This is a genomic window from Pseudomonas songnenensis (assembly GCF_003696315.1).
In the GTDB taxonomy this organism is placed as follows: domain Bacteria; phylum Pseudomonadota; class Gammaproteobacteria; order Pseudomonadales; family Pseudomonadaceae; genus Stutzerimonas; species Stutzerimonas songnenensis.
Genome location: NZ_RFFN01000002.1, coordinates 545,562 through 569,894 on the forward strand (window position 1 = coordinate 545,562; position 24,333 = coordinate 569,894).

The 24,333-nt window shown below is 59.9% G+C and carries 24 protein-coding genes and 1 pseudogene; 22 read left to right on the forward strand and 3 right to left on the reverse strand.

The features are described 5' to 3' along the window. The first annotated feature begins 1 nt into the window (after nt 1). Entirely contained in the window at nt 2-469 is a 468-nt protein-coding gene (locus tag EA798_RS06980) for a low molecular weight protein-tyrosine-phosphatase (protein WP_122098484.1), read from the forward strand. Next, the gene (murB, locus tag EA798_RS06985) at nt 466-1,485 is read left to right on the forward strand and encodes a UDP-N-acetylmuramate dehydrogenase (protein ID WP_122098485.1); all 1,020 of its coding nucleotides are present in this window, start codon (nt 466-468) and stop codon (nt 1,483-1,485) included. Before EA798_RS06980 ends, murB begins: the two co-directional genes overlap by 4 nt. Before the next feature lie 407 nt (nt 1,486-1,892). On the opposite strand, the gene rne is transcribed toward murB, so the two are convergent. Further along, on the reverse strand, nt 1,893-5,063 hold the full coding sequence (rne, locus tag EA798_RS06990) for a ribonuclease E (RefSeq protein WP_208643712.1): 3,171 nt from the start codon (nt 5,061-5,063) through the stop codon (nt 1,893-1,895). Between the two features lie 551 nt (nt 5,064-5,614). Here rne and rluC point away from each other — a divergent pair. From rluC to EA798_RS07010, 3 genes are read left to right on the forward strand one after another with little or no spacing between them, the layout of a single operon-like run. After that, entirely contained in the window at nt 5,615-6,568 is a 954-nt protein-coding gene (rluC, locus tag EA798_RS07000; RefSeq protein ID WP_122098487.1) for a 23S rRNA pseudouridine(955/2504/2580) synthase RluC, read from the forward strand. Continuing rightward, on the forward strand, nt 6,561-7,247 hold the full coding sequence (locus EA798_RS07005) for an HAD-IA family hydrolase (protein ID WP_122098488.1): 687 nt from the start codon (nt 6,561-6,563) through the stop codon (nt 7,245-7,247). The genes rluC and EA798_RS07005 overlap by 8 nt, the downstream gene beginning before the upstream one ends. Beyond that, on the forward strand, nt 7,237-8,220 hold the full coding sequence (locus EA798_RS07010) for a S49 family peptidase (protein WP_122098489.1): 984 nt from the start codon (nt 7,237-7,239) through the stop codon (nt 8,218-8,220). Before EA798_RS07005 ends, EA798_RS07010 begins: the two co-directional genes overlap by 11 nt. Nucleotides 8,221-8,230: 10 nt before the next feature. On the opposite strand, the gene EA798_RS07015 is transcribed toward EA798_RS07010, so the two are convergent. Next, nucleotides 8,231-8,809 carry a Maf family protein gene (locus tag EA798_RS07015; protein WP_122098490.1) on the reverse strand — a complete coding sequence of 193 codons (579 nt, stop codon included), beginning with the start codon at nt 8,807-8,809 and terminating at the stop codon, nt 8,231-8,233. Nucleotides 8,810-8,912: 103 nt separating this feature from the next. Here EA798_RS07015 and EA798_RS07020 point away from each other — a divergent pair, with 103 nt between their 5' ends. From EA798_RS07020 to EA798_RS07085, 14 genes are all read left to right on the forward strand, one after another. Continuing rightward, nucleotides 8,913-9,440, forward strand: coding sequence for a YceD family protein (locus tag EA798_RS07020; RefSeq protein ID WP_122098491.1), 528 nt, complete (start codon nt 8,913-8,915; stop codon nt 9,438-9,440). Nucleotides 9,441-9,452: 12 nt separating this feature from the next. Next, the gene (gene rpmF / locus EA798_RS07025) at nt 9,453-9,635 is read left to right on the forward strand and encodes a 50S ribosomal protein L32 (RefSeq protein ID WP_003283674.1); all 183 of its coding nucleotides are present in this window, start codon (nt 9,453-9,455) and stop codon (nt 9,633-9,635) included. 3 nt (nt 9,636-9,638) lie between these two features. Continuing rightward, a complete protein-coding gene (plsX, locus tag EA798_RS07030; protein ID WP_122098492.1) occupies nt 9,639-10,709 on the forward strand; it encodes a phosphate acyltransferase PlsX in 1,071 nt (356 codons plus the stop codon). 63 nt (nt 10,710-10,772) lie between these two features. Further along, nucleotides 10,773-11,711, forward strand: coding sequence for an ACP S-malonyltransferase (gene fabD, locus EA798_RS07035; RefSeq protein ID WP_122098493.1), 939 nt, complete (start codon nt 10,773-10,775; stop codon nt 11,709-11,711). A gap of 14 nt (nt 11,712-11,725) precedes the next feature. After that, a complete protein-coding gene (gene fabG / locus EA798_RS07040) occupies nt 11,726-12,469 on the forward strand; it encodes a 3-oxoacyl-ACP reductase FabG (RefSeq protein WP_106158282.1) in 744 nt (247 codons plus the stop codon). A 192-nt stretch (nt 12,470-12,661) separates the two neighbouring features. Continuing rightward, nucleotides 12,662-12,898, forward strand: a complete 237-nt coding sequence (acpP, locus tag EA798_RS07045) for an acyl carrier protein (RefSeq protein WP_003283670.1) — start codon at nt 12,662-12,664, stop codon at nt 12,896-12,898. A gap of 163 nt (nt 12,899-13,061) precedes the next feature. Next, nucleotides 13,062-14,306 (forward strand): beta-ketoacyl-ACP synthase II, encoded by a 1,245-nt coding sequence (gene fabF, locus EA798_RS07050; protein ID WP_106158283.1) that lies wholly within the window; start codon nt 13,062-13,064, stop codon nt 14,304-14,306. After that, nucleotides 14,303-15,124, forward strand: a complete 822-nt coding sequence (pabC, locus tag EA798_RS07055) for an aminodeoxychorismate lyase (protein WP_106158284.1) — start codon at nt 14,303-14,305, stop codon at nt 15,122-15,124. The genes fabF and pabC overlap by 4 nt, the downstream gene beginning before the upstream one ends. Further along, a complete protein-coding gene (gene mltG / locus EA798_RS07060) occupies nt 15,121-16,191 on the forward strand; it encodes an endolytic transglycosylase MltG (protein ID WP_122098494.1) in 1,071 nt (356 codons plus the stop codon). Before pabC ends, mltG begins: the two co-directional genes overlap by 4 nt. Beyond that, nucleotides 16,188-16,820: a dTMP kinase gene (gene tmk / locus EA798_RS07065; protein WP_106158286.1), complete on the forward strand. Its 633-nt coding sequence runs from the start codon at nt 16,188-16,190 to the stop codon at nt 16,818-16,820. Before mltG ends, tmk begins: the two co-directional genes overlap by 4 nt. Next, nucleotides 16,813-17,799: a DNA polymerase III subunit delta' gene (locus tag EA798_RS07070; protein ID WP_122098495.1), complete on the forward strand. Its 987-nt coding sequence runs from the start codon at nt 16,813-16,815 to the stop codon at nt 17,797-17,799. The genes tmk and EA798_RS07070 overlap by 8 nt, the downstream gene beginning before the upstream one ends. Nucleotides 17,800-17,830: 31 nt before the next feature. Further along, nucleotides 17,831-18,187 (forward strand): PilZ domain-containing protein, encoded by a 357-nt coding sequence (locus EA798_RS07075; RefSeq protein WP_003283656.1) that lies wholly within the window; start codon nt 17,831-17,833, stop codon nt 18,185-18,187. 111 nt (nt 18,188-18,298) lie between these two features. Further along, on the forward strand, nt 18,299-19,084 hold the full coding sequence (locus tag EA798_RS07080; RefSeq protein WP_122098496.1) for a TatD family hydrolase: 786 nt from the start codon (nt 18,299-18,301) through the stop codon (nt 19,082-19,084). A 107-nt stretch (nt 19,085-19,191) separates the two neighbouring features. Then, nucleotides 19,192-20,586 (forward strand): amino acid permease, encoded by a 1,395-nt coding sequence (locus EA798_RS07085; protein WP_122098497.1) that lies wholly within the window; start codon nt 19,192-19,194, stop codon nt 20,584-20,586. A gap of 219 nt (nt 20,587-20,805) precedes the next feature. On the opposite strand, the gene EA798_RS07090 is transcribed toward EA798_RS07085, so the two are convergent. Further along, nucleotides 20,806-21,939, reverse strand: coding sequence for an aminotransferase class V-fold PLP-dependent enzyme (locus EA798_RS07090; protein ID WP_122098498.1), 1,134 nt, complete (start codon nt 21,937-21,939; stop codon nt 20,806-20,808). Between the two features lie 75 nt (nt 21,940-22,014). Here EA798_RS07090 and EA798_RS07095 point away from each other — a divergent pair, with 75 nt between their 5' ends. The 3 genes and pseudogenes from EA798_RS07095 to gmtY all read left to right on the forward strand — a co-directional run bounded on the left by EA798_RS07095 (nt 22,015) and on the right by gmtY (nt 24,332). Beyond that, on the forward strand, nt 22,015-22,635 hold the full coding sequence (locus tag EA798_RS07095; protein WP_003299617.1) for a TetR/AcrR family transcriptional regulator: 621 nt from the start codon (nt 22,015-22,017) through the stop codon (nt 22,633-22,635). Between the two features lie 30 nt (nt 22,636-22,665). Further along, nucleotides 22,666-22,788, forward strand: a pseudogene (locus tag EA798_RS07100) (radical SAM protein); the annotation flags it as partial. 161 nt (nt 22,789-22,949) lie between these two features. After that, nucleotides 22,950-24,332, forward strand: coding sequence for a gamma-mobile-trio recombinase GmtY (gene gmtY / locus EA798_RS07105; RefSeq protein WP_122098499.1), 1,383 nt, complete (start codon nt 22,950-22,952; stop codon nt 24,330-24,332). Nucleotide 24,333 lies beyond the last annotated feature (1 nt).

Genomic DNA, 24,333 nt, shown 5'->3' on the forward strand with positions numbered 1-24,333 from the left:
AATGAAAGTGCTGTTCGTCTGCATGGGCAATATCTGCCGTTCGCCTACGGCCGAGGGTGTGTTCCGCCAGCGGATCGAACAGGCCGGGCTTGGTCCGCGAGTCGAGATCGATTCTGCCGGAACCGGTGACTGGCATGTCGGCAAGGCACCAGACCGGCGCGCGTGCGAGGCGGCGAAACGGCGCGGATATGCGCTTGACGCCTTGCGCGCCCGTCAGGTTTCCACTGCGGACTTCCAGCGCTTCGATCTCATCCTGGCGATGGATCACGACAATCTGTCACGGCTGCAGGCCCTGCGCCCGAAGCACGGCGCCAAGGCGGAGGTCGACCTGCTGCTGCGTCGCTACGGGCTCGGCTGCGATGTAGTGCCCGATCCTTATTACGGCGACACCGACGGCTTCGACAATGTGCTGGACCTCATCGAAGAGGCCAGCGATGCGCTGCTTGCCGAGATAAAGGGCCGACTGTGAGCCTCACCATAGAAGCCAACCGTTCGTTGAAGCCATTCAACACCTTTGCCGTCGATCAGCGCGCGCAGTATTTCGCCGCAGCGCATGGGGACGGTGATGTGCGCGATGCGCTTGCCCGTGCTCGCCAGCTCAATGTGCCGCTGTTGCCCATCGGCGGGGGTAGCAATCTCTTGCTGACTCGTGACGTACCGGCGCTGGTGCTGCACATCGCCAGTCGCGGAAAGCGCATCGTCGAGGAGACCGCCGAGCAGGTCACGGTCGAGGCTGAGGCCGGGGAGCCGTGGCATCCGTTCGTGCTCTGGACGCTGGATCAGGGCTTGGTCGGGCTGGAGAATCTCAGTCTGATACCTGGGACGGTTGGTGCTTCACCGATTCAGAACATCGGTGCATATGGTGTCGAAATAAAGGACGTTTTCGCCGGGCTCACCGCGTTGGATAGTCACACGGGAAAGCTCTGCGAGTTCGCCCTTGAAGATTGCGCCTTCGGTTACCGCGACAGCCTATTCAAGCAGCAGCCGGGTCGTTACCTGATTCTGCGCGTGCGCTTCGCGTTGCGTCGCCGGGCGGCGTTACATCTCGAATACGGCCCGATTCGCCAGCGTCTGGCGGAGCAGGGAATCGTCGCGCCGACCGCGCAGGATGTGAGTCGAGCGGTCTGCGCCATTCGCAGTGAAAAGTTGCCGGATCCGCAACAGCTTGGCAACGCCGGCAGTTTCTTCAAGAATCCACTGGTCACGGCTGCCGCTGCGCGAGCGCTTCGTGACAGTCATCCTGACCTTGTTGCCTATCCGCAAGACGACGATAAGGTAAAGCTGGCAGCGGGCTGGTTGATCGAGAAGTCCGGTTGGAAAGGGTTTCGAGAGGGTGATGTCGGCGTGCATCGACTGCAGGCGCTGGTGCTCGTCAATTACGGTCAGGGCACCGGCGAGCAGCTGCTGCAGCTGGCGCGGCGAATCCAGGCCGACGTCCTCGAGCGCTTCGGTGTTGCGCTGGAAATCGAGCCGAACGTGATCTGAACCGCGGCCTCAAGTCGCCATTGCGCTGGTCAGCCTCCGCAGTTCCGCAGTTCCGCAGTTCCGCTGTCTGCGATACATGCAGCTTTCTTCTGGTCTCCAGGACCCTCAAGGCAGGGTAGGGCGCTGCGTCTCTAGCCGTCACGGCCACCTTTATCGGTCCACCTTTTGCTTGCCGTGGATCAGTGAGCGTCGATTCGGGCGTCGCTGGGTTGCCGTAAAGCACTCCTCGATTTGCATAAAACGTATCGCGAACTCTCCATATTCGGACCCTTTTGCCCGAGGACGGCCCGCTGAGCTGCGCAGTTGGGCTCGGATGGTTTGGTTGTTTTGCTGGCGTAAATCTTTCTGAAGGCGGAACGCGCCCATAAAAAAGGGATGCCGAAGCATCCCTTTTGCGCCATCAGTGCTTAGCCTTGTGGCTTTTCACGATTATCTGGCTCGTCGCCTTCAGCAGCCTTTTCCTCGGGGGCAGTTTGACGCGCCTCCTCGGATACCGGTGCTTCTGGTTTTTCCTCGACTACTTCCGCTACTGGCGTTTGCGCCTGCTGAGCGGGCTCGACGGCCGGATTGATCGATTGCTCTTCGCTGGCAAGTTCTTCAGCAGCAGGCGCGGACTCCACCACCTGCTCCGGCTGGACATCGCTGACTACTGGCTGCGCAATGGCTTCGGTCTGCGTTGCTTCAACCGGTTCACCAGCAACAATCTCCGGGCTGGCCAACGGTTGCGCGGCTGCGGCCTTGGCTTCGGCTTCGGCCGCTTCCTTGGCCAGGCGCTCGGCTTCGCGCTGACGGCGACGGACTTCGCGCGGATCGTTTGGTGCGCGGCCGCTAGGAGTCAATGCGGGTGCCACAATCGGTGCTGCTTCGGTTTTCTCGACAACCAACTCGGAGGCTGGTTGCGGAGTTACCTCTGTCTGCACTGCAGGCACTTCGCTTGGTGCAATTTCGCCTGCTGCAACTTCGGTCGGTTTTACCGGAGCCTCGACTACAGCTTCGACTACTGCAGGTTCCTCGGCAGTCATGCGCTCGGCAGTAACCTCTTCTGCAGCAGGTGCCTGCTCGACGATGGTTGCGACGCCTTCGGTGCTGGTCTGGATCACGGCGTCATCGGCAAGCTTGACCTGAGGCGCAGCTTCGGTGTCGGCAGTATTTGCGGCCATCGCGGCTGCCGTTGCCGCAACCGCGATCTCTTCGGTCTTGACCGGCGCGTTGCTTTCGTCGACCTCATCGATCTCGTTGCCGTTGGCATCGCGCTGGCGCTCGCGACGGTTGCTGCGGCGACGCTGGCCACGAGAGCGGCGGCGTGGACGCTCGCCATCATTGCCTTCGGAAGCCTCGTTTGTATCTTGTGTGTCCTCGGCTTCGTTCGCGTCTTCGGTTTGCTGCAGCAGTTCGTCTGCAGCAGCGACAGCTTGCTGTTCGGCACGCGGCTTGCGCTCTTCACGTGGCGCGCGCGGCTGGCGCTCAACCTGCTCTTCTTCTGCTGCTGCGGTTACTGCGGCTTCATCAATCGGCGCGCGCAGTTCGCGCTTGCGCTCTTCGCGAGGCTTGCGCTCTTCACGCGGAGCTCGCTCGCGGCGTGGCTGGGCCTCGGCGGCTTCGCCTTGCTCGCGTGGTTTGCGCTCCTCGCGCGGCGGGCGTGGCTGGCGCTCTTCGCGTGGCTGACGGTCATCACGCGGTTGACGCTCTTCGCGGGGTTGACGTTCTTCGCGCGGCTGACGCTCCTCACGCGGCTTGCGTTCTTCGTCACGGCCACCACGAGAGTCACGGCGGCGGTTCTGCTGCCGTCCACTGCGACGCTCGTCGTTGCGCTGTGGCCGCGGAGAGGCGGGTTTCTTCTCAACTTCGGCAGCGGCTTGCGGTTCTTTCGGCTCGCCTGCGAACAGACCGACCAGGGATTTGATCAGGCCTTTGAACAGACTTGGCTCCTGTGCCGGCGCGGCGACAGGTGCTTCGGCTGGCGCCGCAGCTGCTGCTGGCGCCGTGCGCTGCGGAGCGGTTTTGACCGCGGCCTCCTGGCGAACCAGGGTGCGAGTGGAGCTGACCGGCTGAGTTTCCTCGGCTTCGGTCTGGCTCATCTCGTAGCTGGCCTGGCCGGCCAGAATCTCTGGGCTGTCGTCACGCAGACGTTGTACTTCGAAGTGCGGCGTTTCCAGATGGTCATCCGGCAGGATGAAGATGCGCGCGCGAGTGCGTAGTTCGATCTTGGTGATCGCGTTGCGCTTCTCGTTGAGCAGGAAGGCGGCGACCTGGAACGGCACGCGGGCGCGAACCTCGGCGGTACGGTCCTTCAGCGCTTCTTCTTCGATCAGACGCAGGATAGCCAGCGACAGCGATTCCACGTCGCGGATGATGCCTTGGCCGTTACAGCGCGGGCAGACGATGCCACTGGTCTCGCCAAGGGATGGGCGCAGACGCTGGCGGGACATTTCCAGCAGGCCGAAGCGTGAAATGCGACCGACCTGGATGCGTGCGCGGTCGGCTTCCAGCGCTTCGCGCATCTTTTCTTCAACGGCGCGCTGGTTCTTGGCTGGCGTCATGTCGATGAAGTCGATGACGATCAGGCCACCGATATCGCGCAGGCGCAGCTGACGGGCGATTTCTTCCGCGGCTTCCAGGTTGGTCTGCAGCGCGGTTTCTTCGATATCGCCACCTTTCGTGGCGCGCGCAGAGTTGATGTCAATGGACACCAGAGCTTCGGTCGGGTCGATGACGATCGAGCCGCCGGAAGGCAGCTTCACTTCGCGCTGGAAGGCTGTCTCGATCTGGCTTTCAATCTGGAAGCGGTTGAACAGCGGAACGGAGTCTTCGTACAGCTTGATCTTGCTGGCGTACTGCGGCATGACCTGCTGGATGAAGCTCAGCGCTTCGTCCTGCGCCTCTACGCTGTCGATCAGTACTTCACCGATGTCCTGGCGCAGATAGTCGCGGATGGCGCGGATGATGACATTGGATTCCTGGTAGATCAGGAACGGTGCGGCGCGATCCTTGGATGCATCCTTGACCGCGGTCCAGAGCTGCAGCAGGTAGTCGAGGTCGCATTGCAGTTCTTCGCTGGAGCGGCCCAGGCCGGCGGTGCGCACGATGAGGCCCATGTCGGCCGGGATGTCGAGACCGTTCAGGGCTTCGCGCAATTCGTTGCGTTCTTCGCCTTCGATGCGGCGCGAAATGCCGCCAGCGCGCGGATTGTTCGGCATCAGCACCAGATAACGGCCGGCGAGGCTGATGAAGGTGGTCAGTGCGGCGCCTTTGTTACCGCGCTCTTCCTTTTCTACCTGAACGATGACTTCCTGGCCTTCGCGCAGGACGTCTTTGATGTTCACGCGGCCTTCAGGCGACTTGCTGAAGTACTCGCGGGAGATTTCCTTGAGGGGGAGGAAGCCGTGCCGTTCGGCACCGAAGTCAACAAAGGCGGCTTCGAGACTGGGCTCGACGCGGGTGATCTTGCCCTTGTAGATGTTGGCTTTCTTCTGTTCGCGGGCACCGGATTCGATGTCCAGATCGAACAGGCGTTGGCCGTCGACCAGTGCGACACGCAACTCTTCGGGCTGAGTTGCGTTAATTAGCATTCTTTTCATGTAGTACCGTCGGTTTCCGTGGCATCCGGAAACGGCGTTCGGCACACACGACTCTCGCGGTCGGTGTCAGGTGAGTCAGGAATGGTTGTAAGGCACTCCAGTGTCCAGCGATGTGCGGCCAAATGGGCCGGCGTCGCGACGACGTCTCCTGCTTGCTGTCGGAACAGAAGCAATGGTTCGGGAGGAGGAATCAGGCATCGGTAGCGGACGGAATGGAGCGTCTGTGAAAGCCTTTGCTACGCAATCCGATGCTGTGCATCTCCACCCAACACGCATACTTTGAAAATCGGGTGCCGCTCGCAGAATCCGGGGAGCGGGTTGTTATCGCGATTCCCCAGTGGGGGCACGCATCATGTCTTCAAGGCTTGTTTCGCAACTTCACCGCTACTTGAGGGAAGCTCCGTCGGACGGCCTCACGTCCTCGAACATTTTTGCCAGTCAGGGCGGGCGTATCATTGGCCTCCCGTGACCTGGCCGCTTTTGGCGGCGTTCGCGACTATAACAGCAATGTTTAAGTGCTTCAAATCCATGAAAATTGCTATGATGCCCCGATGACCAATACCCCCTCCCAGACCTCCGGTGTGCAAATACTCGAGGTCGCGCCGGAACTCGCCGGCCAGCGAATCGACAATTTCCTCCGTAACCAGCTCAAAGGCGTGCCCAAGACGCTTATCTACCGCATCCTGCGCAAGGGTGAAGTGCGGGTGAACAAGGGGCGCATCAAGCCGGAATACAAACTGCAAGCCGGCGATCTGGTGCGTGTACCGCCGCTGCGTCTGGCTGAGCGTGACGAGCCCGAGCCGCTGGCTCAGGGGCTGCTGGAGAGGCTCGATAAGGCCATTGTCTATGAGGACAAGGCGCTCATCGTGCTGAACAAGCCGGCTGGCATAGCAGTACACGGTGGCAGCGGGCTCAGCTACGGCGTTATCGAAGCCTTGCGGCAGTTGCGACCCGATGCCAAGGAGCTCGAACTGGTGCATCGACTGGATCGCGACACATCCGGCTTGCTGATGGTTGCCAAGAAACGCAGCATGTTGCGCCACTTGCACCAGGCTCTGCGCGGAGACGGTGTCGACAAGCGCTACATGGCACTCGTCCGTGGACGGTGGGAGACATCCAAGAAGCAGGTCAGTGCGCCGCTGTTGAAGAACACGCTGCGCTCCGGTGAGCGGATGGTTGAAGTGACCGAGGATGGCAAGGAAGCGCTGACGCTGTTTCGCGTACTGCGTCGCTTCGGTGAGTTCGCAACGCTGGTCGAGGCCAAGCCTGTAACCGGGCGCACTCACCAGATTCGGGTGCATGCGCGCCATGCCGGGCACAGCATCGCCGGCGACAGCAAGTACGGTGATGAGGAGTTCACTCGCGAGATTCGTGAGCTTGGCGGCAAGCGATTGTTCCTGCATGCATACGCGCTGAAGGTTCCGCTACCTGATGGTGGCGAGTTATCCCTGGAAGCACCGGTCGACGAAATGTGGGCGCGAACGCTGGAGCGTCTCGGTGAGTAAGTATCGGGTTCTGATATTCGATTGGGATGGCACGCTGGTCGATTCGATTGGCCGCATCGTCGAGTCTATACATGTTGCCGCTCGCAGTTGTGGGCTGCCGCAAGTCAACGACGAACTGGTCAAGGGTATCATTGGGTTGGCTCTGCCCGAGGCTGTTAACGTGCTGTACCCGGATCGCGCCGATATCGGACTGATCGACGATTTTCGCCATTTCTACAGCGAACACTATCTTGCCCTGGAGGCACAGCCTTCGGCGCTTTATCCGGGCGTTGCCAAGGCTCTGCCGGAATTTCGAGATTCAGGGTATTTGCTAGCGGTTGCGACCGGCAAAGGGCGGCGGGGGCTGGATCGTGTCTTGGCCGGGCAGGGTTGGGAAGATTTCTTCGATATCACTCGCTGTGCGGACGAGACGGCGAGCAAGCCCGATCCCTTGATGATTCAGGAGATTCTCGCTCATTGCGGTGCTCGTCCGGAGCAGGCCCTGATGGTCGGTGATTCGATATTCGATCTGCAGATGGCGCGGCGAGCCGGAGTGGACAGTGTGGCTGTCGCCTATGGTGCGCAACCATTGCATGTTCTGCAGCAGCATGAGCCTCGCGCTGCGATCAATCATTTTTCGGAGCTTGGCAGTTGGCTGCGCTCCGCGGCTGGTACTGAGGTGCATGTAAATGTCGGATGAGTGGAAGGCTCCGGTGGACGAATCCAAGGAAGATCGCAATAGCTGGAAGTTGCTGGAAAAAACGCTGCTTGCAGGGGTTCAGGAGCAGCGGCGCGCCAGGCGCTGGGGCATATTCTTCAAGCTGCTGACATTTGTATATTTGTTCGGTGCATTGGCCTTGTTTTCGCCAGCCTTGCAGTTCGGTAAAAGCAAGGGGGCGCAGGAAAGCCATACGGCTGTGATCAACGTGCGCGGAATGATCGCCGACGAAGAGTCTGCCAGTGCCGACAATATAGTCGGCGCTTTGCGGGCTGCTTTCGAGAATGCCAATACCAAGGGTGTCGTGCTGCGCATCAACAGTCCTGGAGGCAGCCCTGTTCAGTCAGGCTATATCTATGACGAGATCCGGCGTCTGCGCAGTGAGTATCCGGCGATCAAGGTTTGTGCAGTGATCACCGACCTTGGCGCGTCGGGTGCTTACTATATTGCCAGTGCGGCGGATGAAATCTATGCGGATAAATCCAGTCTGGTTGGATCGATTGGGGTGACTGCTGCGACTTTCGGCTTCGTCGATACGATGGCCAAACTGGGCGTTGAACGCCGGGTTTATACCGCTGGCGAACACAAGGCGTTCCTTGATCCTTTCCAGCCAGAAAAGCCCGAGGAGAGCCAGTTCTGGCGTGGCGTGCTCGCTACCACTCATCAGCAGTTCATTGATGCCGTCAAGCGTGGGCGTGGTGATCGTCTCCAGGATGCTCAGCATCCCGAGCTTTTCTCGGGGCTTGTCTGGTCCGGAGAGCAGGCCTTGGAGCTGGGGCTTATCGATGGTCTGGGTAGTACTGCTCATGTGGCTCGCGAAGTGATTGGCGAGCCGGAGATGGTCGATTTCACGATCAAGGAGTCGCCGCTCGATCGCTTCACCAAGAAGCTGGGCGCTGGTGTTGCTGAGCGGCTGGCAATCCTGGTTGGATTGCAGGGGCCGGCGCTGCGGTAGTGCTCCCGCTTCACGGGACTTCGACGCCTGCGTTCAGAAGCATGTCCACCAGCCGAATCAGTGGCAGGCCCACCAGGCTGGTGACGTCTTCGCCCTCGGTGGCGCGGAACAGGCTGATGCCCAGCCCTTCGGCCTTGAAGCTTCCGGCACAATCATAGGGTTGTTCCGCCTTCAGGTAGCGCTCGATTCGCGCTTCATCCAATGTCCGAAAGTGGACAGTGAATGGCACGCAAGCTACCTGCAGTTTGCCGTTCATGCTGTCGAGTAGGGCCAGGCCGGTGAAAAATCTGACGCTGCCGCCGCTGGCCGCGAGCAGCTGTTGTTTGGCTCGTTCGAATGTATGTGGCTTGCCGAGAATATCTTGATTAAGTACCGCCACCTGATCTGAGCCGATTATCAGGCTGTCTGGATAGCGGGTGGCCAGTGCGCTGGCCTTGCGCTCGGCGAGTCGGCGCACGAGGTGTTCTGCGCTCTCGCCGGGCAGGGCGGTTTCGTCGATTTCCGGTGCGCAACTGTCGAAGGGTAGTCGCAGGCGGGATAGCAGCTCCTGGCGATAACGTGAGCTGGATGCGAGCAGTAGGTGGCGCATGATTCCTCCTATATATAGGTGGAGGAGATTCTATGCGTTGCGTCGTGAACGTGGGTGGAATTCCTTTGACAGGTCGCAGGTGCGTCCCTAGAATGCCGCGCTTATGTTGAAAGGACCGATACCTCCGCACGTTGATCCGCGTAAGCTCGCTGACCGAGCGGCCACTCTGATGGGTGAGCTGCCATTGTCACAGCTCAAGCGGCTCGCTGATCCTCTTGAGGATGATCAGGGTGCGGTGCGCGCCAGTTTTACCTTCGGGCGTGATGAGCAGCGTACTGCGGTTATCCACAGTGAGCTCGATGTTGAGGTCAAGATGATTTGCCAGCGCTGTCTGGAGCCGGTTGTTCTGCCGATTCACAGTGAATGCGATTATGCCGTTGTGAATGAAGGGGCGAGCAGCCAGCACCTGCCTAAAGGGTATGACGTGCTGGAAGTGGGAGAGGATCCTCTGGATCTGCTGGCGCTGGTCGAAGACGAGCTATTGCTCGCTCTGCCGATTGTTCCACTCCATGACCCTGAAATTTGCCAGCCGCCGGTTGGGCCAGATGAGCCTGAGCCGAGTGAGGACGAGGTAACGCGGTCCAACCCGTTCAGCGTACTGGCGCAGTTAAAGCGTGACCCAAACGTTTAGGAGTTGATCCAAATGGCTGTTCAGCAGAACAAAAAATCCCGTTCCGCCCGTGACATGCGTCGTTCGCATGACGCTCTCGTGCCGAACGCTCTGTCCGTGGAAAAGAGCACCGGTGAAGTTCACCTGCGTCACCATGTTTCCCCGGATGGTTTCTACCGTGGTCGCAAGGTGATCGACAAGGGCGCTGACGAGTAATCCTTGTCCGTTCCGGTCATCGCGATTGATGCAATGGGTGGGGACTTCGGTCCCCACTGCATTGTTCCGGCCAGTCTTTCCTGTCTGGTTGAAAACCCCTCGCTGTATCTGGTCCTCGTCGGCCAAGCCTCTCTACTCGAACAGCTCGTTGCCCAGCACCCCGGGATCGATCGATCGCGCCTGAAAATCGTCGATGCACCCGAAACGATCAGTATGGACGAGCGTCCTGCGCAGGCGTTGCGCGGCAAGCCGCGTTCATCGATGCGAGTTGCGCTCGAGCAGGTGCGCGACGGTAATGCGAAGGCCTGCGTGAGCGCCGGTAATACCGGGGCGCTTATGGCGCTGGCGCGTCAGATACTGAAGACCCTCCCGGGTATTGATCGGCCGGCGATGGTGACAGCTCTTCCCACTCAGGGTAATCCCTGTCTGTTGCTGGATCTCGGCGCGAACGTCGACTGCCCTGCCGACCAGCTATATCAGTTTGCGGTAATGGGGGTGGTTGCAGCGGAGTCGCTTGGGCGGGATCAGCCAAGGGTCGCGCTGCTGAATGTCGGCACCGAAGAAATAAAAGGTACCCAGCCAGTCAAGCAGGCGGCTGCCCTTCTGCAGCAGGCGCCGGGCATCAACTACCGGGGGTTCATCGAGGGTGATGGCCTCTATCGCGGCGAGGCCGATGTTGTCGTTTGCGATGGCTTCGTCGGCAATGTGCTGCTCAAGTCCAGCGAGGGGCTGGCGGGCATGCTGGTCGCCAAGGTCGAGGCGCTTTTCAGGCGGTCCTTCGGGGCGCGAATCGTCGGTGCCATGGCCTTGCCGCTTTTGCGCCGGCTTCGCGCAGAACTTAATCCTGCGCAATACAACGGTGCCAGTTTTCTCGGCTTGCAGGGTATCGTCGTCAAGAGTCATGGCGGTGCTGGTGCGGATGGCTTCAAAGCAGCCGTGCGGCGTGCAGCGGAGGACGTCGAGCATGATCTTCCCGGGCAGCTGGCTCGTCGGCTGGGTCACTATCTCGGTGGATCTCATCCTTCCGCTGTGGGCGATGATGTGACTGCTGCCGATGGCGAGCCATCCAACTGAAATTCGCTGCGCCTGTCACAGGCGTATTCTTCAGACGAACAGAACCACAAGAGAGTCGTTTTCATGTCCGCATCACTTGCTTTCGTCTTTCCCGGTCAAGGGTCTCAGTCCCTTGGCATGCTGGCCGAGCTGGGTGCTCAGCAGAGCGTGATCGTCGATACGTTTGCCGAGGCTTCCTCGGCGCTGGGCTATGATCTCTGGGCATTGACCCAGAACGGCCCAGAAGAGCAGCTGAATCAGACCGACAAGACCCAGCCGGCGATCCTGGCAGCTTCCGTCGCAATCTGGCGTCTGTGGCTGGCTGAGGGTGGTGTGCAGCCTGCCTTCGTTGCCGGGCACAGCCTTGGAGAGTATTCGGCTTTGGTGGCTGCCGGCAGTCTTCCGTTCGCCGATGCAGTCAAGCTGGTCGAGCTGCGTGGTCAGTTGATGCAGCAGGCCGTACCGGCAGGGCAGGGCGGCATGGCTGCCATTCTCGGGCTGGAGGACGCAGATGTGCTGGCGGCGTGTGCCGAGGCGGCGCAGGGTGACGTGGTCAGTGCTGTCAATTTCAACGCCCCCGGTCAGGTGGTGATCGCAGGTAGCGCTGCTGCCGTGGAGCGTGCGATCGAAGCGTGTAAGGCAAAAGGTGCCAAGCGTGCAATGGCGCTGCCGGTGAGTGTGCCATCCCACTGTGATCTGATGCGTCCGGCTGCCGAACGCTTCGCCGCCTCTGTGGAGGCAATTGCCTGGCAGGCGCCGCAGATTCTGCTGGTGCAGAACGTCAGCGCGGCCGTGGTGGCGGATCTGGATACGCTCAAGCGCGATCTGCTGGCGCAGCTGTACAGCCCGGTGCGCTGGGTCGAATCGATGGTCGCTCTGGGCGAGCGTGGCGTGACCTCCTTGGTCGAATGTGGTCCCGGTAAGGTTCTTTCGGGTCTTAACAAGCGTTGCGTCAAAGGCATCAATACCTACAATCTCGATACCCCCGAAGCCTTTGCGGCCGCTCGTGCGGCACTGGCTTGAACAAGGAGAATGCTATGAATCTGCAAGGTAAGGTGGCGCTGGTTACAGGTGCGAGTCGCGGTATCGGCCAGGCCATTGCCCTTGAGCTTGGGCGCCAGGGTGCGATCGTCATCGGCACTGCTACTACTTCTTCTGGCGCCGAGCGTATTGCCGAGACCCTTAAGGAAAACGGTATCGAAGGTGCCGGCCTGGTACTGGATGTCGGTAATGACGAGTCGGTCAGCAGCACTCTCGAACACATTCAGCAGCACCTCGGGCAGCCGGCAATTCTGGTCAACAATGCTGGCATTACCCGCGATAATCTGATGCTGCGCATGAAGGATGACGAGTGGCACGATGTCATCAACACCAATCTGAACAGCCTTTATCGTCTGTCCAAGGCCGTGTTGCGCGGCATGACCAAGGCGCGTTGGGGGCGAATCATCAATATCGGTTCGGTGGTTGGTGCCATGGGCAACGCCGGGCAGGTAAACTACGCGGCAGCCAAGGCCGGTCTGGAGGGTTTCAGTCGTGCATTGGCTCGTGAGGTCGGTTCGCGTGGTATCACGGTGAATTCCGTGGCGCCTGGTTTCATTGATACCGATATGACTCGCGAGTTGCCGGAAGCCCAGCGTGATGCGCTCCTGGGGCAGATTCCCCTGGGACGCCTCGGTCAGGCCGAAGAGATCGCCAAAGTCGTAGCGTTTCTCGCTTCGGACGGCGCTGCCTATGTCACCGGGGCTACTGTTCCGGTAAACGGCGGCATGTACATGAGTTGATGTGACACCCGGCAAAGGAGGACAGTCTTAGGGCTGTCTTTAAATTAGCTATAAAACATCAGCTGGTTTATAGACAGATGGTTGAAGGCGGTATCATGCTTGCCTGCTTCCAGCTTGAAATGCGGAAAACGCTTTCTATACACTACCGCGCAAACCAGCTGCCTGATTTTTCCATAGGAGTGAAAACAAGGTATGAGCACCATCGAAGAACGCGTCAAGAAAATCGTTGCCGAGCAACTTGGCGTTAAAGAAGAGGAAGTAACCAACAGCGCTTCCTTCGTCGAAGACCTGGGTGCCGACTCTCTTGACACCGTTGAGCTGGTGATGGCTCTGGAAGAGGAATTCGAGACCGAGATCCCGGACGAGCAGGCTGAGAAGATCACCACCGTTCAGGAAGCCATCGATTACATCAATGCGCACGCGCAGTAAGTTGTAATCCGCTTCGGAAACAGGAAAGCCGCACTGCCTTGATCGAGGTAGTGCGGCTTTTCTTTGAGAGAGATTCATCTGGGCGCTTCCAGCTCCCGATCCAAGCAACGTTCCTGTTTCGACGGGAGCCGAGCCGAGTACGTTAGGTATAGGAGTAATCGCTGTGTCGCGTAGACGCGTCGTAGTCACCGGGATGGGCATGCTTTCGCCACTGGGTAACGATGTGCCGAGCAGCTGGCAGGGTATTCTCGCCGGCCGTAGTGGTATCGGCCTGATCGAGCACATGGACCTTTCTGCCTATTCCACTCGTTTTGGCGGGTCGGTCAAGGGCTTCGATGTCGAGCAATATCTGCCGGCGAAGGAAGCGCGCAAGCTCGACTTGTTCATTCAGTACGGTCTCGCTGCGAGCTTTCAGGCCGTGCGTGATTCCGGTCTCGAAGTCACGGATGCCAATCGGGAGCGCATCGGCGTTGCGATGGGGTCTGGTATCGGTGGCTTGACCAATATCGAAAACAGCTGCAAGGCACTGATCGAACAAGGCCCGCGGCGTATTTCACCCTTCTTCGTGCCGGGCTCCATCATCAATATGGTGTCCGGCTTCCTGTCGATCCATCTGGGATTGCAGGGTCCTAACTACGCCATTGCCACTGCCTGCACCACGGGTACTCATTGCATCGGTATGGCCGCGCGCAATATCGCCTATGGCGAGGCGGATGTGATGGTCGCCGGCGGATCCGAAATGGCTGCCAGCGGGCTCGGTATCGGTGGCTTCGCCGCGGCGCGGGCATTGTCCACGCGCAACGACGATCCCGCTGCTGCCAGTCGTCCCTGGGATAAGGAGCGTGATGGCTTCGTTCTGTCCGACGGTGCCGGTGCGCTGGTGCTCGAGGAGCTGGAGCACGCCAAGGCCCGCGGTGCGCATATCTATGCGGAGCTGATTGGTTTTGGTATGAGTGCCGACGCCTTCCATATGACGTCCCCGCCCGATGACGGCGCCGGTGCGGCGCGCTGCATCCGTAACGCGCTGAAGGACGCTCAGCTTAATGTCGAGCAGGTGCAGTACATCAACGCACATGGGACTTCCACGCCGGCAGGTGACAAGGCCGAGGCTGCTGCGATCCGCAGTGTGTTTGGCGATCACGCCTATGAGCTGTCGGTGAGTTCGACCAAGTCCATGGTCGGCCACTTGCTTGGTGCCGCCGGCGCCGTCGAAGCGATCTTCAGCGTTCTGGCCATTCGTGATCAAGTCGCACCGCCGACCATCAATCTGCATGAGCCTGATGAAGGCTGCGATCTGGACTTCGTTCCGCATCAGGCCAAGCCAAGGCCGATCGACGTCGTGGTGTCCAACTCCTTCGGCTTCGGTGGAACCAACGGTTCGCTGGTATTCCGCCGGTTTGCCGAGTGACATCGAGCTGGCTGAACGGGCGGCCCTGTGATGGGCTGCCCGTTCATGATCGTGGCCTGGCCTATGGAGATGGGCTGTTCGAGACGATACGAGTCGCGGGTGGTCAGGCTCGACTGCTTGATCGCCATCTGCAGCGATTGAGCAATGGCTGTCGGCGCCTCGCTATCCCAATGGATACCGATGATCTGCGCAACGAGTTGACGCGGTTCTTCCAGGTGCTGGGGCAGGGCGTTGCCAAGCTCATCATTACACGCGGCACCGGACAGCGCGGATACGCATTGCCCGAGCCCTGTCAGCCGCAACGGCTGCTTTTAGGGTCACCTCTTCCCGCCTACCCGCCACAAAACGCGCTTTCCGGGATCAGGCTTTTCCCCTGTGAGACACGCCTGGCCGAGCAGCCGCGGCTCGCTGGCATCAAGCATCTGAACCGGCTGGAGCAGGTGTTGGCGCGTGCCGAATGGCGTGATCCCGTCTATGCCGAAGGGTTGATGCGCGATATGTCCGGCAGGGTAGTGGAGGGCGTGTTCAGCAATTTGTTCATGGTCGTCGACGGTGAACTGCGCACCGCGTCGCTGGTACGTTGCGGCGTCGCCGGCGTCATGCGAGGCGAAATCATGGTCCGTGCATCGCAGCATGGGCTGGCAGTGGTCGAGGGCGACATCAGCTATGTCGAACTGCTACAGGCTGACGAAGTGTTTCTCTGCAACAGCCTCTACGGTATCTGGCCTGTCACAGGTTTGGCCGAACGTGTCTGGCCCGTCGGTCCGCTGACCCGTAAACTGCAGGCCGTTGTTGCCGACCTGTTGAGTGATTCGTGATCCGTAAAATTCTCATTCTGCTGCTGGGCGTAGTGCTGTTAGCGGCAATCTCGCTCGGATTGTTCGCCTGGAAGCAGCACGCTGCACTCGAGCAATCGCTGGCCGTGACGGACGAGGCGCTGCTACTCGATGTGCGTCCGGGCGATACGCCCAGCGGTGTGTTTCAGCGCCTGGAAGCGGAAGGCGTGCTGGATGATGCCTTCTGGTTGCGGCTGTATTGGCGGCTGAACCTGTCCGGGCAGAGCCTGCACAGCGGAGAGTACCGCCTGACGCCGGGCATGACCGCACGCGACATGATCGGATTATGGAAGCGTGGCGAAGTCGTGCAATACAGTCTGACGCTTGTTGAAGGCTGGAACTTCCGCCAGCTACGCAACGCCCTGCTGAATCAGCCCAAGCTGCAGCAAACTCTGGACGGGCTGTCTGATACTGAGATCATGGCGCGCATCGGTGCAGCGGATCTGCATCCGGAGGGGCGATTCTTCCCCGACACCTATCGATTCACCCGCGGCACGTCTGATGCAGATCTGCTGCGGCGTGCCTATGCGCGTCTCGAGCAGGTGCTTGAAGAGGAGTGGCAGCAGCGCGCCGAAGGCTTGCCGTATCAGGACGCATATCAGGCGCTGATCATGGCGTCGATCATCGAGAAGGAAACCGGTGTGCCGGAAGAGCGGGGTGAGATCGCAGGTGTCTTCGTGCGAAGGTTGGCACGGGGCATGTTGCTGCAGACTGATCCAACCGTGATCTATGGCATGGGTGAGCGCTACAAGGGGCGGATCACTCGCACCGATCTGCGCACGCCGACGCCCTACAACACCTACACCAATGCCGGCCTGCCGCCGACCCCGATCGCCATGGTCGGACGTGAGGCGATTCATGCCGCGCTGCATCCGGCAGACGGCACCAGTCTCTATTTCGTTGCTCGCGGTGATGGCAGTCATGTCTTCAGCGATACGCTCGATCAGCACAACCGGGCGGTGCGCGAGTACCAGCTCAAGCGGCGTGCCGACTATCGCTCCAGCCCGCCGCCGCGGCAGGCGCCGGTCAACAGCGAGAGCACGCAATGAACGGACTCTTCGTCACGCTCGAAGGCCCCGAAGGGGCCGGTAAGAGCACCAATCGTGAGTACCTCGCCGAGCACCTGCGAGCGCGTGGCGTGGACGTCGTGCTGACCCGCGAGCCTGGTGGCACGCCGTTGGCCGAGCGTATTCGTGAACTGTTGCTGACCCCGGCCGACGAACCGATGGCGGTGGATACCGAGCTGCTGTTGGTATTTGCAGCGCGGGCTCAGCATCTGGCGCAGGTCATCCGGCCAGCGCTCCAACGGGGGGCGGTGGTGCTTTGTGATCGCTTCACCGATGCAACTTACGCTTATCAGGGCGGCGGCCGCGGGCTTTCGGTTGAGCGGATCGCGCAACTGGAAACTTTCGTGCAGGGGGATCTGCGTCCCGACCTGACGTTGATCTTCGACCTGCCGATCGAGGTAGGGTTGGCTCGAGCGGCTGCGCGGGGTCGTCTGGACCGCTTCGAGCAGGAAGGCATGCGCTTTTTCGAGGCGGTACGACATGCCTATCTGGATCGCGCCAAGGCGGCACCGGCGCGCTATCGGATCATCGACGCCGGCCAGTCACTCACTGCCGTGCAGCGTGATGTCGAGGCGTTGATTCCCGAGCTGATGGAGCGCCTTGATGGCTGATGTTCTTCCCTGGCAGGCCGATCTCTGGCGGCAGCTGGCAGGGCGCTCGCAGCATGCCCATGCCTACCTGCTGCATGGCCCTGGCGGCATCGGAAAAAGACTGCTGGCCGAGCAGCTGATGGCGCTGCTGCTCTGCCAGCGCCCGGTCGATGGCATGGCTTGTGGCGCATGCAAGGCTTGCCAACTGCTGGCTGCACAGACTCATCCAGACCACTACATTCTCGAGCCGGAGGAGGTCGACAAGGCCATTCGCGTCGACCAGGTGCGTGATCTGGTCGGCTTCGTCACCCAGACGGCGCAGCTGGGCGGGCGCAAGGTGATATTGCTGGAGCCGGCCGAGGCGATGAACCTCAACGCGGCCAACGCATTGCTCAAGAGCCTCGAGGAGCCGTCCGGCGATACGGTGCTGCTACTCATCAGCCATCAGCCAAGCCGTTTGCTGCCGACAATCAAGAGCCGCTGTGTTCAACAGGCCTGCCCGCTGCCTGGACGACAGCAGAGTCTCGATTGGTTGGCAGAGCAATTGCCCGACCTGGCACCTGATCTGCGTGAACAGCTGCTGACGCTGGCGGCGGGATCGCCTCTGGCAGCGCTGAAGTTGCACGAGCAGAAAGTGCTGGACCTGCGTGCCCTGGTCGTCGATGGGGTGAAGAGGCTGCTCAAGCAGCAGCAATCGCCCAGTCAGCTTGCCGAGGGCTGGAATGCGTTGCCGCTGATTCTGCTCTTCGATTGGTTCTGTGAGTGGTCGCATCTGATTCTGCGTTACCAGATGGCCGGCGATGAAGCGGAGCTCGGTGCGGCCGATATGCAGAAGGTATTGCAGTACCTGGCGCAGAAGTCGCCGCAGCACAAAGTCATGGCGCTGCAGGACTGGCTGCTCGAACAACGGCAGAAAGTGCTAGGCAAAGCCAATCTCAACCGTGTATTGCTTCTCGAAGCGCTGCTGGTGCAGTGGGCAACGCTGCCCGGCGCGGGCTAGAATCGACCGGAATTTTCGTTAGGAACACCGCATGAGCCTGCCAGCAAATCTTGGTCCGCGTAATGGCATCCTGTCCCTGACCATCAAGGACAAATCGGTGCTCTATGCCGCGTTCATGCCGTTCATCAAGCATGGCGGTCTGTTCATTCCCACCAACAAGAGCTACAAACTCGGCGACGAAGTTTTCATGCTGCTCAACCTGATGGATGAGCCGGAGAAGATACCGGTTGCCGGCAAGGTGGTTTGGATCACGCCGAAAGGTGCCCAGGGCAGTCGCGCCGCGGGAATTGGCGTGCAGTTCAACGAGGGTGACAGCACCGCGCGCAACAAGATCGAAACCTATCTGGCAGGGGCCTTGAAGTCGGATCGCCCTACCCACACGATGTGACGCTCTGGTTCATTGCGTCCCGTGCCGCCAGACAGGCCCACTGTCCTTTCCTGAATACCGGTCATGTGCTCTACAATCGCCCCTTTTTCGCGATAGCAAGTAGTGCTTTTCATGCTGGTAGATTCTCACTGTCATCTCGATCGCCTCGACCTCACTGCTCATGACGGCTCACTGGACGCCGCGCTGGACGCCGCACGCTCGCGCGGTGTCGGGCATTTCCTCTGCATAGGCGTCAGCGCCGATAACGCAGCGGCGGTCCGATCGCTGACCGAGCGCTATGCCGACGTGGACTGCTCGATTGGTGTTCACCCTCTGGATCTTGAGCCGACCAGCCAGCCGGTGCTGGATTGGTTGCTTGGCGAGTTGCAGCACCCGCACGTGGTTGCCATCGGTGAAACTGGTCTGGATTACCATTACGAGCCCGAGGCTGCGCAGATGCAGCAGCAGTCCTTCCGGCTGCATCTCGAAGCAGCCAGGCTGACCGGCAAACCGGTCATCGTGCACACCCGGGCGGCCCGCGCCGATACGCTGGATCTGCTACGTGAAGCGGCGCTGCCGCAGGCGGGTGTATTGCATTGCTTCACCGAGGACTGGGATATGGCCAAGGCTGCGCTTGATCTCGGTTTCTATATCTCGCTGTCGGGGATCGTCACATTCCGCAATGCCGATGCGCTGCGCGACGTAGCCCGCAAGGTCCCGGCCGATCGCCTGCTGGTCGAGACCGACGCGCCTTATCTGGCGCCGATTCCCCACCGTGGCAAAGCCAACTTGCCGCAGTACGTGCGTGAGGTCGCCGAGTTTCTTGCTGAGTTGCGTGGTGTTCCGTTCGAGGCGCTGGCTGCGCAGACTACCGCCAATTTCAAGGCATTGTTCCCGCTGGCCAGAGTGAGCGGCTGACGGAGTCTCCCGCGGGAAGTTGAGGCTTGCCGAGCAAGCCTGATGCGCTGCCTTGTTTCGTCAACATGGGCGGTGCTTATCTTGCCTGAATATCCAAAAGGTGGCGTATGACCGCTGAAACGCTGCACACCGGGTCGCTCCAGCGCGGCCTGAAGAATCGCCACATCCAATTGATCGCTCTGGGCGGGGCGATCGGCACTGGGCTATTCCTGGGTTCGGCCGGGGTGCTGAGAAGTGCCGGCCCGTCAATGATTCTGGGCTACGCGATCGGTGGCTTCATTGCTTTTCTGATCATGCGCCAGCTCGGCGAGATGATTGTCGAGGAGCCGGTTGCAGGCTCCTTCAGCCATTTCGCACACAAGTATGGCGGTGGCTATGCGGGGTTTCTTTCCGGCTGGAACTATTGGGTGCTCTATGTCCTGGTGGGCATGGCCGAGCTCACGGCGGTCGGCAAGTACGTCCAGTTCTGGTGGCCCGAGGTTCCGACCTGGGCTACGGCCGCAGCGTTCTTCGTGCTGATCAACATGATCAACCTCAGTAACGTCAAGGCCTTCGGCGAAACCGAGTTCTGGTTCGCCATCATCAAGGTCGCCGCGATCGTCGGCATGATCCTGCTCGGGCTTTTCCTGCTGGTCAGCGGTAAGGGCGGCGAGCAGGCGAGCATCAGCAATCTGTGGAGCCACGGTGGGTTTTTCCCTAACGGATTCAGCGGCATGCTGCTGGCGTTGGCGATCATCATGTTTTCCTTTGGTGGGCTGGAGCTGGTGGGTATCACCGCGGCGGAAGCGGCTGAGCCGAAAACTGTGATTCCAAAGGCTATCAATCAGGTCGTCTATCGCATCCTGATTTTCTATATAGGTGCGCTGACCGTTCTGCTGGCACTTTATCCCTGGGATGCGTTGCTGCTGACGCTCGGCGCCGCGGGCGACCCCTACAGCGGTAGCCCCTTCGTGCAGATCTTTTCGCTGATCGGCAGCGATACCGCAGCGCACCTGCTGAATTTCGTCGTACTCACTGCCGCGCTATCGGTCTACAACAGCGGCGTGTACTGCAATAGCCGGATGCTGTACGGCCTGGCCGAACAAGGCGATGCGCCGCGCAGCCTCATGAAAATAAACGCTCGTGGCGTACCGGTCCTTGCGGTGGGGGTATCCGCATTGGTGACGCTGCTTTGCGTGGCGGTGAACTACCTGTTTCCGCAGGGCGCGCTCGAGTTGCTCATGTCTCTCGCGGTGGCTGCGTTGGTGATCAACTGGGCGATGATCAGCCTTGCACATCTCAAATTTCGACGCGCCATGCAGCAGCAAGGGGTTGAGCCTGGCTTCAAGGCGTTCTGGTTTCCGCTGAGCAACTACCTGTGCCTGGCCTTCGTTGCCGGCATATTGATCATCATGCTGTGGCTCCCAGGGATTCGTATGTCGGTATTCGCCATTCCGATCTGGATTGGCTTTCTCTGGCTGTGCTATCGGTTGCGGGCTCGTTTGCTGGCAAAGACGGTATAGGTTTCAGTAAGCCCGGGACAAAAAAAACCCGGATTCCTGAGAAACCGGGCCAAGACCATTAGGAGTATGAAATCGCAATCCTAGCGACCTCATCTGGCTGGGCAGTGGGGGGATTGCCCGGCCAGTTACTCAAGTATTAGCGCTGCATCTGCGCTCTGCAGGCGCATTTGTGCGGTTTTTAAACGCATTTGGAATACATGTCTCGCTGGTTGATCGCGGTCAGTGCGCAGTCAGCCCTCGCAGTAGGGCGAGCGTTTCGTCGATTACCCGCGCTGGTGTGTAGAAATGTGGAGAGAGGCGGATGCCGCCGCCGCGTAATGCGCACACGACTTGCTCCGCCTTGAGGCGTTCGAACAGTTCGGCATTCGTCCAGTGCTCAAGCCGGAACGTGATAATGCCTGAGCGGCGTTCCGCCTGGCGCGATGACAGGATTTCGATTCCGCTCAGGCCGTCGAGCCCTTGGGCAAGCCATTCGATTCGCTCGTCCAACGACTTGGCGACTTGCTCCATTCCCACTTCCTCGAGCAGCGAAAGACTGGCTTCGAGTGCCATCGCCCCCAGCAGGTTGGGGCTGCCGCACTCGAAGCGTCTGGCGCTGCGTGCGGGCTCCCAGTCGGTGCGGTCGTAGTCGCCGGCGTGTTCCAGCATGTGCCAGCCATATTCGTGCAGCTTCAGTCGTTCGCGCAGGTCGCTGCGACAATAGAAAACGCCAAGCCCTTCCGGGCCGAGCATCCATTTATGGCCGTCAGCCATGGCAAAGGCGCAGCGGTTCCGCTGGACATCGAAGGGCAGGGCCCCTAACTGCTGGATCGCATCGATACACAAGAGCACGCCGCGCTGCTCGCAGCCTTCACCTAGACGAACCAGATCCAGGCGCATGCCGCTGGCGTATTGCACGGCGCTGATTGCCATCAGGCTTACCCGTGGGCCACATGCCGCCAGCAGATCGCCTTCAGGGTCGGCACCTTTGAGATTGACCTGAACCACCTCGACACCGTAACGCTGCAGCGCCTCCCAGACGACGCGGTTGGACGGAAATTCTTCATCGCTGATGACAATCTGGTCACCGCTTTTCCAATCCAGCCCGAATGCAACGAACGACAGGGCTTCAGAGGTGTTCTTGACCAGCGCCACGTCGGCGCTGCTTGGCGCATTCAGCAGCCGCGTCAGGCGCTGACGCAGGCTTCGCTCGACTGCCAGCCACTGTGGATAGTCGCGCGCACCGAGGGCGGCATTCTGTTCGGCAAAAGCGCTGACGGCGCGCGCTGCGCGCAACGGCCAGGGAGCGACGGCGGCATGGTTCAGATATCGCAAACCGACTAATTGTGGAAATTCGTCATTTATTTGAATCATGTCTGGATGTTCCGTGCATTTGATGACCGGTTAGGCATAATGGCTGCCTCGAATCAACCTTCAAGCAGCCTTCCTATGCAGAATGAACCTCGTAAGGTCCGCGAATTTCGCCGCCGCGAACAGGAAATCCTCGATACTGCGTTGCAGCTTTTTCTCGATCAGGGAGAGGATAGCGTTACCGTCGAGATGATTGCCGATGCGGTCGGTATCGGCAAAGGCACGATCTACAAGCACTTCAAGTCCAAGGCCGAGATCTACCTGCGGCTGATGCTCGACTACGAGCGCGACCTGAACCAGATCCTCCACTCTCCCGATCTTGACCGCGACAAGGAAGCGCTTTCCCGCGCCTACTTCGAATTCCGCATGCGCGATCCACAGCGCTATCGCCTGTTCGACCGCCTCGAGGAAAAAGTGGTCAAGGGCAATCAGGTGCCGGAGATGGTCGAGCAGCTGCATAGCATCCGTGCTTCCAACTTCGAGCACCTGACCCAGCTGATCAAAGGCCGCATCGCGGAAGGCAAGCTGGAAGACGTGCCACCGTACTTCCACTACTGCGCTGCGTGGGCGCTGGTGCACGGCGCCGTCGCGCTGTACCACTCGCCGTTCTGGAGCAATGTGCTGGAAGATCAGGACGGCTTTTTTCAGTTCCTGATGGATATCGGCGTGCGCATGGGCAACAAGCGCAAGCGTGACTGAAGCGCAGCTGATCGAACGGACGTGGTCCCAATGAACGCGAGCGAGTTTCCTATCCGCTACATAGAGCCGGTTTTCCGGCCGCCCAGCGAAGCGCATTCGCTGATCCTGCCAGTGACCAATGGTTGCTCCTGGAACAGTTGCACCTTCTGCGATTAGTTACCCCGATACGCGGTCCTAAACCTCAACTCAAAAGCCCACATCCAGCATAGATATCCCCTGATATTTATTTGGTGTGGGCTTGTTGGTACGAGTTTAAGAGCTAGATTTATCCCAAACGAGGTACATAAAAACTAAGAAATATCGTAGGGCCGCTCATGCCAACTGTCCTCGAATCGTCTCATCGTGAGTTCAGAGCCTTTGTGGCTGATTCGACAGGAATTCAGATTACCCTGCCGGTTATCGTCACCGAGCATGGCGTCTTGGATCAGTTCGCTCGATACATGTATCTGAACCGGATCAAGAGTCGCTCCTGGCAGGAGTCTGCGACTTTCTCGTTGCAGTTGCTGTTGGAATACATGGAGGCCAACCAGGGCTTCTATGACAATCCGAGGGCGCTGTTCACAGCATTCTCAGACACGCTTTACACCGGCACGGTGTCCAATAGCAGCGACCCTTCAGGCCTGTGGTGGCAACCAAGGCAACCGGACGATGCCGGTAAGTTGATCGGCCACGTCACCCGATTCACCGATTGGCTGGCTGCCGTCAACGAGGGCGCTAAGCTGCAACTCAACCCCTGGCAGCAGGCGAATCGGCACGAGGAACGCCTGAATTGGGCGGCCTATTCGCACCGCAGGGATAACGCCTTTCTTGCACACCTCTGGCGCTCCACGTCGCAGACGAAGCAGTCCAGAGCCGTGCGCTCAAGGACTATGCCTGTTGAACGACAAACGCCCACCAAAGCATTTCCAGAGGAACACTTCGAGCTGCTGGTATGCGAGGGTTTCCGGAGGCGGTCACGAGATTCACGCGGGCCTACAGACCTTCGAAATGTCCTGATTACCTACCTCATGCACTACGGCGGATTGAGGCTGTCTGAAGCGCTCTCGCTTTGGAGTGATGACGTTAGCTTAGAGGCCGGGGAGGTCATCGTCCGTATTTATCACCCTGAATACGGCCGGGCACCTGGCGGTCAAGCCAACCGCGCTGCTTACCTTCAAAGCCAATATGGCCTGCAACCCCGCAATCGGCTGGTCAAAGCGACCGACCCGCTGTTCCTTGGGTGGAAGAATGGCCTGATTACCGACCCGCACCGACGCTGTTTCGAGGTGTTCTTTTATCCCTATGAGGCTGGACTGGTTTTTGCCGGCCTCTGGCGTGACTACCACCTTAAACAGCGGGTGAAGCCGAAGGTTGGCGAAGCTCACCCGTATGCCTTCACCAAAAGGGACGGCCAGCCCTATTCGCACCGGATGTTTCGCAAGGCCCACAAGTTGGCTGTTAAGCGGATCGGGCTGGTGTACGAGAAGATGGAGGGTACCACCCCGCACGGCCACCGCCATGCCTATGGCCAGCGCCTGGCTCGGGGCGGCGCCGACCCACTGCTGATCAAAAACGCAATGCACCATGCGTCGATCAAATCGAGTCAGACCTACACGCAGCGCACGACGACACAAATGCGCCAGGATCTACGCGACCTGGAAGCACGGCTGCGCTCGCAGCATTCAGAAAATTCCCACGATCTCTTGATCAAGGAATAAC